Origin of the sequence: Flavobacterium agrisoli (assembly GCF_016522065.1) — a bacterium.
GTDB lineage: Bacteria > Bacteroidota > Bacteroidia > Flavobacteriales > Flavobacteriaceae > Flavobacterium > Flavobacterium agrisoli.
In genome coordinates this window covers 1107040-1121263 of the sequence record NZ_JAEHFV010000001.1, presented here as the reverse complement: position 1 = coordinate 1121263, position 14224 = coordinate 1107040, and the positions used below count along the sequence as shown (strand labels likewise).

Genomic DNA, 14224 nt, shown 5'->3' with positions numbered 1-14224 from the left:
TAAAAGCTTATTCCACATCCTTTATAAACTCGTCATATTCCAAATAAAACAATTCCAATGCGTTCATTTTTTCGTAAAAGAAATCAAAAATGGCATCCCAATTATTTCGGTTACTAAATCCAAGTCCAGTTTTTTCGGTCCAAATTCGACTGATGGTTTTACCACTTTCTAAAGTGAAGTTTTTTTCAAAAACCAAATCCGAAATAAACTCTTCTTCTAAAATAGTTTTTAAGGCTTCTAGCTTTTCAAAATAGGCCAAACGTTTGTCTTCGTTGCGGTGCTCAATATCAATTAAAACTTGTATTTTTTTATTTTCTACATAAAATTTAAATGAAAAATCTTTAATTTTCGTGTCATATAAAATCCATTTTCGCGGATATTTTTCGGCAAAGGCCACCCAAAATTCTCTTTTAATTTGCTGTGCTTCTTGTTTACTGTACATGGCTAGCGGCTTTGGTTTCAGGAAAGTTGTAGAAAACTATTTTCTGAAGTATATTTATGTTTTATTTTAAGCAAAAATAAGGTTTGCAGATGGTTTTTCAAGAATTTTTAAAATATGTTCCTCATTTTTCGCAGTTGCCGTTACCTGCAGCTGAAGCTCATTTGAAAATGGCTCCCGAAGAACGAATTCAACTCTTGAAAAACCTCAATATTGAGGCTAAAAAACCTAGAATTGCAGCAGTAATGATGCTTTTGTATCCCAAAAATGACCAAACACACATTGTTTTGATTGTTCGTAATTCGTATAACGGGGTTCATTCTTCTCAAATTGCTTTTCCAGGTGGCAAATACGAACTCGATGATTTGGATTTTGCCTATACTGCTTTGCGAGAAACACACGAAGAAATTGGTGTTTTGCCCGAAAAAATTAAAGTGATACGACCGTTTACGCCCATGTACATTCCACCAAGTAATTTTCAGGTGCATCCCTTTTTAGGAATAAGCGAACAGGAACTCTATTTTTTTCCTGATCCTAAAGAAGTAGCCGATATTATCGAATGGCCTTTGGAACAATTTTTAGATGACGCAAATTTAGTAGAAACTAAAATGACTACTTCGTATGCTTCAAACATTACGGTACCCGCATTTCAAATTGAAAATCAGTTTGTTTGGGGCGCCACGGCTATGATTTTGAGTGAGTTAAAAGAGGTTTTGAAAACGGTTTTGAATACAAAATAAAATGAAGTGGCTTGCCTTATGTATTGCAGGTTTTAGTGAAAAAAGAATAATTTTGTATGTTTGCCGCCAACTTATAAATAAACAATAGGAATTATGGGATTGTTTAAACGAAATCCTTTTGGTCATATTTATTTCATCAAAAAATGGTTAATTCGGATTTTTGGTGCGGCAACGCATAAGCGCTACCGAGGGTTTAATGAATTGCAGATTGAGGGTTCGGAAATTATTAAAAATTTGCCCGAAACCAATGTGCTTTTTATTTCGAATCATCAAACCTATTTTGCCGATGTGGTGGCTATGTTCCATGTTTTTAATGCGAGTTTGAGCGGCAGAGTAGATAATATTAAAAACATTGGGTATTTGTGGCAACCCAAAATGAATATTTATTATGTTGCCGCCAAAGAAACGATGAAAGCCGGTTTGTTACCTCGAATTATGGCGTATGTAGGCGCTATTACCGTGGAACGAACTTGGCGAGAAAAAGGCAAAGATGTTACCGAAAAAAGAGAAGTAAATCCTAACGATACCGAAAACATTAAAATAGCTTTAGAGGATGGATGGGTTATTACTTTTCCGCAAGGAACTACAAAATCGTTCAAACCGGTTCGTAAAGGAACGGCTCATATTATCAAGCAACATAAACCGATAGTAGTGCCTATTGTAATTGATGGTTTTCGTCGATCGTTTGATAAAAAAGGTTTGCGATTGAAAAAGAAAGGAATTCTACAATCGTTTATCATTAAAGAACCTTTGGTAATTGATTACGAAAACGAAACCATCGAAGATATTGTGGAAAAAGTTGAATACGCTATCGAGCAACACCCTTCATTTTTAAAAGTAATTCCTGCCGAATTGCTAAAAGAGCAAGAAGAATTAAACAAAATGCGTGAATGGGATTATAAAGAATCTTAAAAATCGATTTTCTTTAATTCCTTGTAATTGGCAAACAATCTTCGCAACAATCGGCCGTAAATGAGGCGGTAAATTCCCCATAAGATACCCATTAAACCAGCAATTACCACTACCAAAATAGCTATTGAAATCAAAGTAACTTTGGGTTGTGTAGCAAAACTTTCATTAAAATTATCCCATTTCGGATTGCTGGTAAAGGCAATAAAAACCCCTACAAAACTACCCAATAACAACATTCCTAAATTGTACCAAACATATAATTGTACAATTTTTCGGGTTTTGAGTATGGATTGCATAAGCAATTTGGTAGAGGATGAAGTGGATATGGTGCGGTAGTTTTTATAAAACAAATAGATGAAAACCAAAATAATAGAATAGTTTAACACATCAAAAAGATGCAAATACCAGACTATATCTGCTCGATTATTTTCTTCTAAATAGGTGTCGGTATCAAATAGCAAACTAATGCCTATCCAAAATACAAATTCGATAAGACTGATGATAAAAATCCATTGCACTATCGAAGACGATTTTTGGTGCAACATTTTATAAATATCAATTTCCGATAATTGGTTAAACGCGTTTTCGTTCTTTTTCCAATCTTTTTTTAATAAATCCAGTTCTTTCATAGTTTCTTACGGATTTAATATTTTTTTAAGTTTCCCTTTTATTCGATTCATTTTCACTCTGGCATTTACTTCACTTATTCCTAATGTTTCGGATATTTCGTGGTAATCTTTGTCTTCTAAATACATAAAAATCAAGGCTTTTTCGATGTCGTTTAACTGATGAACCGCTTGGTACATTAATTTAAGTTGCTCTTCTTCTTCGTAATTGTAATCGACATCTTTGATAAAATGTTGTTGCCCTTCGTAGGTAACGGTATTTACACTGCGTTTTGTTTTGCGGTAAAGTGTAATGGCCGTGTTTAAAGCAACGCGATAAGCCCAAGTCGAAAATTTACTTTCGCCTCTAAATTTTGGAAAAGCTTTCCAAAGCTGAATGGTAATTTCTTGAAACAAATCTTTATGCGCATCTTCATTATCAGTATACAATCGACAAATTTTGTGGATTATATTCTGATTTTCTTGTAATTGCGTTACAAAAGATTGCTCCAGATTTTTATTCATAATGGGTTAGTAGGGAAAATGGCCTTTTTGTTACAACTAAATGTTCTGCCAAAGACTATTTTGAATGTTATAAAGGTTGTGTCTTGTAATAATTCACCATCAAATCTACGAATTTGCTGTAACTATCGAGTCCGTCTTTTTGTTGGTTGATTTTTAAAAAGTTGTCGTAAAAATATTTAAAACCAGTTTCAATGGGTGTTTCATATTGTGCCCAAAAATCCTCACTTTCTTGGTAGTTTTTTAAAATGCCCGGATGTACTTTTTTGATGATTTTTTTGAATAAAACCTCGTTTTGATAATGCAAAATACCCAAGCAATAGCGCAAGGCATAACTATAACCCGAGTACTGAAAATATAAATTTTGATTACGCGTAGTGGCTAAAAAACTGATAAAATTGCATTCGCTTTCACTGGCATAGCCCATTTGATGGGCCATTTCGTGGCAACTGGTAAAAGGCAAATTATAGTCGGGCATTAAGCCATTTATTTCCGCTTCGTTGGTAAAAGGATTCAGATAACCTCCAAATCCCATATAGGTGAGGGGTAGGGAAAACAAGGAATTTTTGATGCTGGTATTCGAATAAGTAAAAAACGGATATTGTTGTGACAAGCGGTTGTATCCATTTTGAGTAAGCAAAAAAGTTTCGTTTTTTGAAAACGGAAAAGTTACTGCCAGCTTCTTGTTTTGGGTTATTTTATAATGAATACTGTTTGTTTTAGAGATTAATTTTTCGGTAAAAAGGACTAAATCTTTTTCAGAATATTCGCGTTGAATGTGCATTTTTTCGAATAAGGGAACTCGAAAATAATTGCAAGCCCATAAAAAATAAAACAAAAAGTAAACTACCGAAATGGCGCTCAGCATTTGTAAAATATAATTTTTCCAGTTTGATTTCCAATTCTTTCTACTTTTCCAAAGCCATCTTATGATTAAAAGAAAAACTAAAAAGTAGAGACAATCACCAACTGAAAAAGGAATCCAACCCAAAATAAATCTTGAAAATTTTGCAATTTTAGGGTAAAGAGTTGTACTATAATGTTTTTCGACTGCGTCCGAAAAAAAAGGGAGTAGCTGTAAAAATAAGATTTGACATAATAAAAATAACGGGAGTATGAATTTCTTTTTCACTATCGACTTTTGTTTTTGTAAAGATAAATACAATATTATTTTGTATCGAAATCGGAATTAAACTTTGTAACTTTGAAGCTACAATTTGTTAAACTTCAAACTAATTATATGAGTCAAGAAATTAGAAATTTAGAACCTAAAGGACTTTGGAATAAATTTGCCGATTTGAATGCCGTACCAAGAGCTTCCAAAAAAGAAGAACGTGTGATTGAATTCATGAAAAAATTCGGTGAAAATTTAGGTTTAGAAACTTTCGAAGATGAAATTAGAAATGTAATTATTCGAAAACCGGCCACAAAAGGCATGGAAAATCGTAAAACCATTGTAATGCAAGGTCATTTGGATATGGTTCACCAAAAAAATGCTGACACCAATTTTGATTTTGATACACAAGGAATAGACATGTATGTAGATGGAGATTGGGTTCGCGCCAAAGGAACTACTTTAGGCGCCGATAATGGGCTAGGAGTGGCTACGATTATGGCAGTTTTAGAGAGTACCAATTTAGCTCACCCTGCTATCGAGGCCTTGTTTACCATAGATGAAGAAACGGGAATGACAGGCGCTATGGGTTTAAAAGGCGGAATTTTAAAAGGTGAGATTCTATTAAATTTAGATACGGAAGAAGACGACGAAATTGATATTGGTTGTGCGGGTGGTATTGATGTGACTGCAACTCGATCGTATCATGTTGAAGAAGTACCTGAAGGATCTGTTGGTTACGCCATAAAAGTAAAAGGTTTAAAAGGCGGGCACTCCGGTATGGATATTCATAAAGGTTTGGGAAATGCTAATAAAATCATGAATCGTTTGTTATTTGATGGTTTTGAAAATTTCGGACTGCAGGTTGCCGAAATTAATGGAGGAGGCTTGCGTAATGCTATTCCGAGAGAAAGTGTGGCGACCGTTATTATTTCGGAAATGTTTGATGAGGCTTATTTGTTTGATATGCAGGAAATTATTAATGATATTAAGCAAGAGTTTAAAACGACCGAACCAAATTTAACCATCGAGATTACCAAAACCGCTTTGCCTAAAAACGTTATGGATTTAGGGGTGCAAGAAGGTCTAATTCGTGCTTTGTATGCAGCTCAAAACGGCGTATATCGAATGAGTGCCGATATGGAAAATTTAGTTGAAACTTCAAATAATATTGCGCGTGTGAGTGTTCAAAATGGCGAAATCGAAATTAAATGCTTGACCCGTTCTTCGGTTGAATCTTCTAAAATGGATTTAGCCAATGCGTTGCGTTCGACTTTTGAATTAATTGGTTGCGAAGTAGAACTTTCGGGTTCTTACCCAGGATGGACACCAAATGTTAATTCCGAAATTTTAGAGGTTTTAAAAGCGATTTATACCAAACAAAATGGAGAAGAGCCCAAAGTGGTAGCTTGTCATGCAGGTTTAGAATGCGGAATTTTAGGAACTCATTATCCCGATATGGATATGATTTCATTCGGCCCGACTATCCATGGAGCACACTCTCCCGATGAACGTGCTAGTATAAAGTCGGCACAAAAATATTGGAAATTTGTTCTTGAAATTTTAGAAAATATACCCGTAAAATAATCAAAAAAGGGCTGCATTACATCGTGCAGCCCTTTTTTAATAAATCCATTGCAATCGAAATTGCAAACTGTTGGTTACTCCAGTTATGCCGTCTTTTTCTAAATTACTAATTCCGTACACCATTCCTGCTTTCCAATATTGTGTTGCCCACCAGTTGAGTCCCAAATCATAGCGGTTGTTAAGTCCACCGTGTATGTTTTTCGATTCTAAATCGTTTTGACCAACCCGTGCAAATAACTCCCAAGCACCATATTTTCCGGTAGGTTTTATACGTCTTGCATAAGCAGCTCTTTGGTCGTATGGTCGTTGCTCACCACTCACCACATAACTTCCTGTAACATAATACCCGCTAAATTGTTCTGTTCCAAAATCGATTGTCGAAGTCCAGTTGTGCACATATTCCATTAATACCGAGAAGTTGTCTAAACTCCAAAGTTGTTCCATGCTTAGGTTAAATTGACTTGAAGCATTTAGGTTTCCAGTATCTACATAATTGGTGGTAATGTTTGATTCATTTCGACCTTTCAGTCTAATAACATCGCTTGGTGCATTTACATAACGCATTCCAACGGCCATGTGCATGAATTGTTTGCCTTCGTTTTGCCACTTGGGTAAACCTGTAATACGGGCGGTAATGGTGGTGTTAGAATCAGAAAAATTGGTATCGTTTCCAATCCAATCTTTATACAAACCAGCCGAGGCAGTAAGGCGGTTGTTTAAAAAAAAGTGATGGTAAATAAATCCAATATTTCGACTGTTAAAAAACGGACTAAGCAACCTTTCAAAATGAGGTAAGTTGGCGGCATCTCCCACCATTTCATACACAAACGTTTCTTTTATTTTTCCGAAAGTAATGTCACTGTTTGTAGATAATGGCACGACGAATTTTAAATCGGTTATACCAAAATTGGGGTCTTCTGGAGCCCTATCAAAACCTTTGTACTCCACGCTAATTAAATATTTCCACGGGTTTTTGAAATTAATTTGACCGCTCACCATAACACGTGCACTGCGAATATCAAATCGGCTTTCCTGACTGCCTACTTGATTTTTACTGTCTGCATTTTGGATGTTTTGATTGTAATCTAAAATGGGAGCAAAACCTAATTTAGAAGTAAACCATTTGGTATGAAATCGGGACCATCTCATTCCTTTGTGTGTGGCATCTGGAATAAAATAGGTTTTAGTGGTATCTGCAAATATTTGCGTTTGCGATTCATCAACTAAGTCGGTGTGTTGCGCCTGAATTTTGCTACTTAAAAAAAATACTCCCAGCAACAGTACAATTTTAAAGGGACTTTTAGTTTTCATAATTTTAAAGATGAAATTATTAAGTTTTAGTTCCTCCTACAATTGCTGTTTTCAAATTGATTTGTTACAAAATTGTAGTCTTAAAAATATGTAAATATAAATACTGTTGTTTTAATTTAATACGTTTTAACTGATATTATTTTGTTTTCAGGGTTTTTATTTTCGAAACTGGCGCAATGGGTTGCTTGTAGACTTCAATTGAGTCTTTTTCTAGCCTAATTTTTAGCCATTTTTTTAATTTCAGTGTTTTTTCATCGTCCAAAGGTTCGTTGCTTTGATACAAAACAATTGGGATAATTTTTTCCTTTTTATTTTTATCTAAAACAGTATAATTTCCGATAGAAAAAGAGGTGATATGCGGGAAAATAACTTCAGATTCTTTAATTAATTGCGCATTATTGAATTGGTAACTAGCTAATCGTGCCCGTAATTGGTTGATGATGATGTCTTTTTTATCAGCTAAATCTCGACTCGAATTGATTTTTTTCAAAATGTCATTTCCAATATGAAAAGTATCTTGTTTGATAACCAAACGCGTATTGTTTAAATCGTAATCGGCTAATTTTTTATTGAGTTCACGTACTTCGGCATAGTTGAATTTTTTCGATAAAAAGGCCAATTCAATTCTTTTTGGAGAGGCGTTGTATTCAATGTTTTTATAAATAACCGGAATGTCTTTGTTGGTAAATTCGGTTTTGATAAATTTTTCCGTTTTATTGGTATATGATTTTTGAATAAATAAAACATAAGCAAAATAAACACTTGGTACGATCATCAATAAAATTAAGGCTGTAATACCGTATTTAACTTGTTTTTTTCGGGTTTCATTTAATTGTTCTTTTTGCGGATATTTTAAATATTTTACAATGATGAAAGTGGCAATACAAATAAAAACGCAGTTAATAGAATACAAATACATGGCGCCCAAAAAGTAACTCATGTTGCCTAAAGCCAAACCATAACCGGCTGTACACAAAGGTGGCATCAAAGCCGTGGCAATAGCAACTCCAGGAATAGGATTGCCTTTTTCGACTCTGGTAAAAGCAATTACGCCCACTAATCCTCCAAAAAACGCAATTAAAATATCGTAAATATTAGGTGCAGTACGGGCTAATAATTCTGATTCGGCATCTTTGAAGGGACTTATAAAAAAGTACAAGGTAGAAATTGTCAAACTAACAAAGGTGGCAATTAATAAGTTTTTAATGGATTTTTTTAATAATTCCGAATCGTACATGCCTAATCCAAATCCGGCGCCCACAATAGGTCCCATTAGGGGAGAAATAAGCATCGCACCAATAATTACTGCTGTTGAATTGACATTGAGCCCAACGGAAGCAATCAGAATGGCGCAGGCTAATATCCAAAGATTTGAGCCTCGAAAGGAAACCGCACTGGTAACGTTTTTAATAACGGCTTTTTTGTTTTCTTCACCTTTGTGTAAATCAACAAAATTTAAAACTTTATTTATTTCTTCTCTCATAAATGAATTGAATAATACCTACAGAAGGGGTTGCTATTAGTAGGAAAATAAGTTACTAAATTATGTATTTATTTCTTGATAAAGCAATATTGAGTAGTGATTTAAAAATAAAAAAGCCTTTAATTCTGTTCGAAATTAAAGGCTTGATAAAATGTTGTACTATTTTTAATTCTTTTTTAAAACTTTGTATTCTTCGTAGCAGCCACTTATGGCGTCCATAATTTGTAAATCGTTTGCATTTTGAATAAAAGATTCTGAATAATTGCAACGTTGTAAAATTTCGGCAATTTCGCTTTTATCAATGCCTAATAAAACCGAAATGGTTTCTCTGTCGTATTTGGTTTCGAGTAAATTCCGAACCGTATCGTCCTTTTTCATTTCCTTTAAACGCTTGAGTTCTTTGGGTTTTTTTCCGAAAAAATTATAAAGCATATCGGCAGGATTGAAAATAGAACCTAAAACTTTACCAAATGCTCCTGGTGCATTTTGACCTGCTTCATAGCCTTGCGTTAAACCCGAAATGCTATAGGTGTAGTTTTGTTTGGTTGGAATTAATTTGGAATCGACTTCTAAATAGCCCGTAAGTTTAAACGGATTGATGACTACTTCTTCAAGAGCAATAGCTTTTTCGGTAAGTTGAATGCGAGTTACTTTGTTTTTAATCCAGTCATTTGTAACTCTTATTTTTAACGATTGGTATCCTAATAACGAAAGGTGTAAGGTGTCGCTGGGTTGAACATCAATTTCAAAATATCCTTTTGCATCGGTTTGAGCTCCGCGTACTTTATTAATATTGATGATGTTTACGTTGGGAATTGGAAGTTTAGTTTCGTCACTAATAACATAACCGGAAACGTGTTGGTCGTGGGTGGTGTCTTGGGCGAAACTAATTTGGGTAAAGGCTAATAAAAAGAAAACTACAAAATATTTCATACATCGATTTAAGGCTTTAAAAGTAGTAAATCGACTTTAAATAAATTGTAGTTTTCGAATATTATTATAAGAAAATTAACAGAGGAGTTTAGTCTCTTCTCGTTCTTCTTGGTCTAGGTGAATCACTGAAACTATCTGAGCGTCTTGATGATCTTGGAGCGCTTTCGTTTCTTGAAAATCCGCCCTCTCTTCTAGGAGCAGCAGATCGTTCACGGCTACCACGATCGCTTCTTGGAGCACCTTCGCGTCTTGAAGAAAAACCACCTTCACGTCTTCCGGCATCTCTTCTTCCGCCACGGTTGTTGTGATCACGTCTTCCGCCACCATCATTTTTAGAAATTTCAACGTTAATACGACGTCCTTCTAATTGAACATTGTTTAAAACCTCCATTACTTTATCAGTATGTTCGGCATCTGTATTAAAGAAAGAGAAACCTTCTTTTACATCTACTTTAAATACGTCATCGCGACCTAAATCTAATGTTTCTTTTAAATAATCTTTCAAAGACATCCAATCAAAATTGTCTCTTGAACCGATGTTTACAAAGTAACGAACAGCTCCAGTGGTGTTTGCTTCTCTAGCTCCACCCTCTCTTTCTCTACGATCCGAAGATTGTGAAGATAAGTCTCTGTTCTTTTTGTAATACGAAATGAATCGATTAAATTCAACCGAAACCATTTTTTTGATTAATTCTTCTTTCGATAAACCTTCTAAAACTTCATTAATAGCCGGTAAATAGTTGTCAATTTCGTGATCAACTTCGGTATCTTTTATTTTGTTGGCTAAGTGCAATAATTGAATTTCGCAGATTTCGATTCCAGATGGAATTGTTTTTTCTTCAAATTTTTGTTTGATGATTCTTTCGATAGCCGAAATTTTGCGTAATTCACTTTTAGTTACAATTACAATCGAAGTTCCTAATTTTCCAGCACGACCGGTACGACCCGAACGGTGGTTATAGGTTTCAACTTCATCAGGTAATTGGTAGTTTACTACGTGTGTAACGTTGTCAACATCAATTCCACGAGCTGCAACATCGGTTGCAACTAACATTTGGATTTGTCTTCCACGGAACGATTTCATTACCCCGTCGCGTTGTGCTTGCGATAAATCACCATGTAAAGCAGCAGCGCTGTATCCATCTTCGATTAATTTTTCGGCAACGGCCTGAGTATCTCTTTTAGTACGACAGAAAACCACCGAGAAAATATCTGGATTTGCATCGGCCAAACGTTTCAAAGCTTCGTAACGATCACGCGCATTTACTAAATAAAATTCGTGAGAAACGGTAGCTGAACCCGAGTTTTTAGTTCCTACTGTAATTTCTACAGGTTCGCTCATGAATTGTTTTGCAATTCGGGCAACCTCTTGTGGCATCGTTGCAGAGAACAACCATGTGCTTTTTTCGTCGGGTGTATCTGATAAAATAGAGCAGATATCATCATAAAATCCCATGTTCAACATTTCGTCGGCTTCATCTAACACACAGTAATCTATGTTTTTGATGTTTACCAAACCTCTGTTAATCATGTCTTGCATACGACCAGGGGTAGCTACAATAATTTGAGCTCCTCTTTTTATTTCTCTTGCTTGTTCTGTTATACTAGCTCCTCCGTAAACTGCTACCACATTAATACCTTTTTCGTATTTGGAGTAGTTTTTAAGTTCGTTGGTAATCTGTAAACAAAGTTCGCGTGTTGGCGATAAAACTAATGCTTGTGTATTTCTGTTGTCGGCATCAATTTTTTGGATTAGCGGAAAACCGAAAGCTGCCGTTTTCCCTGTCCCTGTCTGAGCCAACGCAACCATATCTGTGTCTTTTTCCAATAATAGGGGAATCGCCTTTTCCTGTACGTCTGACGGATTTTCAAATCCTAGATCTAAAATCGCCTTCAGTAACGATTCATTCAATCCTAATTGTTCAAATTTATTCATATGTGTTTTTAAAATAGGGTGCAAAATTACTGTTAATATTCCATATAAACTAATGCAACTTTAAGAATTATAGAATTATTGTGATTTGATTTTCAAATAGTTATGCTTTGTATGGGTTGGTAACTAAAGAATTTATACTAAAAAAACGTCAGGAATTGTAAAATAATGAATTAAAAATGTTGTATTTTAAACATTTAGAGCGTGGAGTTCAGATACTGAATGAGTTGCTTCGTGGCCTTTGCCCGATGACTGATAGTGTTTTTGGTTTCTAGAGGTAATTCAGCAAAAGTTTGGGTATGCCCTTCTGGCTGAAAAACGGGGTCGTAGCCAAAGCCATTTGTGCCTCTTTTTTCTAACATAATTTCCCCTTTGGCTATGCCGGTAAAAAGTTGTTGCTCGTTGTTGTAATTTAAGACAATTACTGTTTTAAATTGTGCTTTTCTATTGGCTTCGTTCAATAAAGCATCTAATAATTTAGCCATATTGTCTTGGTCGTTTTTTTGCTCACCTGCATAACGAGCCGAATAAACGCCGGGCGCACCATTCAATTGCTCCACTTCTAAACCGGTATCATCAGCAAAACACGCATAGCCGTATTTTTCGGTTACATAATTCGCTTTTAATATTGCATTGCCTTCAATAGTAGCTGCTGTTTCGGGAATTTCCTCGGTACAGCCAATTTCTTCTAAACTCAGAATTTGAATGCTTTCTGGGAGCATTTTCTGAATTTCTTTTATTTTATTTTGGTTATTGGATGCAAAAACGAGTTTCATAAGCGTTTACTTTTAGGTTTAGGAGTTCTTAGTAATACAAATTTAGAATTCTTATATTTGATATGCAGCCAAACTTAAAAATAAATGCAGTTATCTGTTCTCTATAAAAAAATCACGCCATTTGTAAAACCGTACAAAAAAATGGTAATGGCTACTTTATTGCTCACTTTTTTAGGTTCATTTGCGGCTCAGGTAAATGCTTTAATTTTAAAATTTACCGTTGATTCAATTAGCAATTTGATGGTGGCGCACGAACCCTTATCCAAAGGATTTCATTTGTTAGGTATTATCAGCATTGTCTTGCTTTCAAAAGAATTGGTTTATTCGATAGTGCAATTTGGTCAAAAATTTTATGGCGAAAAACTCCGAATTTTTATTACGCGAGATATTTCCCAAACTATTGTTGATAAAATTTTGAGTTATCGAATGGAATTTTATACCTCAAGCGAAAATGAAAGCGGTAAACTACAAACTCGGATCGATTTAGGTATTAGTAGTTTAACACGGTTGGTTCAGAATTTTTTTATTGATATTCTGCCTTTATTTGCTAATGCTTTTGTGGCTTTAATTTTAATGTTTTATGCCAATGTATATGTCGGTTTGGTGAGTTTGTGTATTATTCCGATTTATTTTTATGTAAGTCAATTACAGGCGAGTAAGTTAAGCGGTTTTAGGCGAAGAATGCGCAAATACCGTGAAACGAAGAACAACGGTATTATTAGTTTGATTGAGTCTATTTCGGTAATTAAATCGTTTGTTCGTGAGCCAATGGAAGCAAAGCGTCATCAAGATATTCAATTTGAAATGACCGAAAATCAACTCGCAACCCGAAAAACCAGTTTTATTTTCGAAAGCGTAAAAGGGTTTATTGAACAAATAGGCGTAGTCATTATCATTATTTTAACGGCCTATTTTGTACTCAATAATACCATGACTATTGGAGCGATTATGTTTCATATCATGCTTTTTAACAATGTTTCCTCACCAATTCGTCAATTGCACCGAATTTATGATGAAGTAAACGACGCGCTCATATATTCCGAAGGTTTTTTCGATATTTTAGAAGCCGACAACGAAAAGGAAAATACGGGCAGTTATATTCCCGAAAAAGTGGTGGGATTGATTGAAGTCAAGCATGTCGATTTTAGTTATCCAAACGGAACACAAGCGCTGTGGAATATCAATTTCACTATAAAGCCAAACGAAACCAGCGCTTTAGTTGGACTTAGTGGTGCCGGAAAAAGCACCATTATTAATTTGTTAGATAAATTTTACATGCCTTCTGCAGGTCATATTTATTTGGATGGTGTTGATTTACAGGAATACGATACGGCTTTTCTCCGAAAAAATATTGGTTTGGTATTGCAAAAAAACCACATTTTTAAAGGAACGGTTGCAGAAAATATTTTATACGGAAATCCTTCAGCTTCGCGATCGGAGGTTATTGAGGCAGCAAAGCAAGCCTACATTCATGAGCAAATTATACAATTGCCTGCTGGGTATGAGTCGGATGCGCATTTGCTTTCCGGAGGTCAACAGCAACGAATAGCCATTGCTCGTTTGTTTCTAAAAAATCCGCCTATTATTTTTCTGGATGAGCCAACGGCAAGTTTGGATGCAGTTGCTACCGAACAGATTAAAAAATCTTTAGATGCTATTAAAAAAGACAGAACTGTTATCATTATTTCGCATAGTATTTCGCAAATTATTGATGCCTCAAATATTATCGTTTTGGAAAAAGGGAAATGCGTAGAAAAAGGCACTCACGATCAATTGTATGACAATAAAGGCATTTATTATGATATTTTTACAGCAATGGCAAATAGTTTGAATATTGATAAAATTACACAAACTTTGGAGTAATGAATT

The 14224-nt window shown here is 34.9% G+C and carries 13 protein-coding genes; 4 read left to right on the top strand and 9 right to left on the bottom strand.

The features are described from left to right. Window positions 1–7: 7 nt before the first annotated feature. The gene (locus I5M07_RS04795) at window positions 8–442 is read right to left on the bottom strand and encodes a DUF4268 domain-containing protein (RefSeq protein ID WP_200105055.1); all 435 of its coding nucleotides are present in this window, start codon (window positions 440–442) and stop codon (window positions 8–10) included. A gap of 89 nt (window positions 443–531) precedes the next feature. Here I5M07_RS04795 and I5M07_RS04790 point away from each other — a divergent pair, with 89 nt between their 5' ends. Beyond that, window positions 532–1179: an NUDIX hydrolase gene (locus tag I5M07_RS04790; protein WP_200105054.1), complete on the top strand. Its 648-nt coding sequence runs from the start codon at window positions 532–534 to the stop codon at window positions 1177–1179. A gap of 93 nt (window positions 1180–1272) precedes the next feature. Then, the gene (locus I5M07_RS04785) at window positions 1273–2091 is read left to right on the top strand and encodes a lysophospholipid acyltransferase family protein (RefSeq protein WP_200105053.1); all 819 of its coding nucleotides are present in this window, start codon (window positions 1273–1275) and stop codon (window positions 2089–2091) included. Here the strand turns inward: I5M07_RS04785 and I5M07_RS04780 are convergent. The 3 genes from I5M07_RS04780 to I5M07_RS04770 all read right to left on the bottom strand — a co-directional run bounded on the left by I5M07_RS04780 (window position 2088) and on the right by I5M07_RS04770 (window position 4350). Beyond that, a complete protein-coding gene (locus I5M07_RS04780; protein WP_200105052.1) occupies window positions 2088–2720 on the bottom strand; it encodes a hypothetical protein in 633 nt (210 codons plus the stop codon). The genes I5M07_RS04785 and I5M07_RS04780 overlap by 4 nt on opposite strands. 6 nt (window positions 2721–2726) lie before the next feature. Continuing rightward, window positions 2727–3221 (bottom strand): RNA polymerase sigma factor, encoded by a 495-nt coding sequence (locus I5M07_RS04775; RefSeq protein ID WP_200105051.1) that lies wholly within the window; start codon window positions 3219–3221, stop codon window positions 2727–2729. A gap of 67 nt (window positions 3222–3288) precedes the next feature. Then, window positions 3289–4350 carry a DUF3810 domain-containing protein gene (locus I5M07_RS04770; protein ID WP_200105050.1) on the bottom strand — a complete coding sequence of 354 codons (1062 nt, stop codon included), beginning with the start codon at window positions 4348–4350 and terminating at the stop codon, window positions 3289–3291. Window positions 4351–4458: 108 nt separating this feature from the next. Here I5M07_RS04770 and I5M07_RS04765 point away from each other — a divergent pair, with 108 nt between their 5' ends. Beyond that, entirely contained in the window at window positions 4459–5919 is a 1461-nt protein-coding gene (locus tag I5M07_RS04765; RefSeq protein ID WP_200105049.1) for an aminoacyl-histidine dipeptidase, read from the top strand. A gap of 36 nt (window positions 5920–5955) precedes the next feature. On the opposite strand, the gene I5M07_RS04760 is transcribed toward I5M07_RS04765, so the two are convergent. The 5 genes from I5M07_RS04760 to I5M07_RS04740 all read right to left on the bottom strand — a co-directional run bounded on the left by I5M07_RS04760 (window position 5956) and on the right by I5M07_RS04740 (window position 12355). Continuing rightward, window positions 5956–7230 (bottom strand): porin, encoded by a 1275-nt coding sequence (locus I5M07_RS04760; protein WP_200105048.1) that lies wholly within the window; start codon window positions 7228–7230, stop codon window positions 5956–5958. A gap of 136 nt (window positions 7231–7366) precedes the next feature. After that, a complete protein-coding gene (locus I5M07_RS04755) occupies window positions 7367–8713 on the bottom strand; it encodes a DUF389 domain-containing protein (RefSeq protein WP_200105047.1) in 1347 nt (448 codons plus the stop codon). Between the two features lie 165 nt (window positions 8714–8878). Next, on the bottom strand, window positions 8879–9646 hold the full coding sequence (locus I5M07_RS04750; protein WP_200105046.1) for a carboxypeptidase-like regulatory domain-containing protein: 768 nt from the start codon (window positions 9644–9646) through the stop codon (window positions 8879–8881). Window positions 9647–9734: 88 nt separating this feature from the next. Continuing rightward, entirely contained in the window at window positions 9735–11582 is a 1848-nt protein-coding gene (locus I5M07_RS04745) for a DEAD/DEAH box helicase (protein ID WP_200105045.1), read from the bottom strand. 194 nt (window positions 11583–11776) lie between these two features. Next, the gene (locus tag I5M07_RS04740) at window positions 11777–12355 is read right to left on the bottom strand and encodes a non-canonical purine NTP diphosphatase (RefSeq protein ID WP_200105044.1); all 579 of its coding nucleotides are present in this window, start codon (window positions 12353–12355) and stop codon (window positions 11777–11779) included. An 84-nt stretch (window positions 12356–12439) separates the two neighbouring features. Here I5M07_RS04740 and I5M07_RS04735 point away from each other — a divergent pair, with 84 nt between their 5' ends. Beyond that, a complete protein-coding gene (locus tag I5M07_RS04735; protein WP_200105043.1) occupies window positions 12440–14218 on the top strand; it encodes an ABC transporter ATP-binding protein in 1779 nt (592 codons plus the stop codon). Window positions 14219–14224 lie beyond the last annotated feature (6 nt).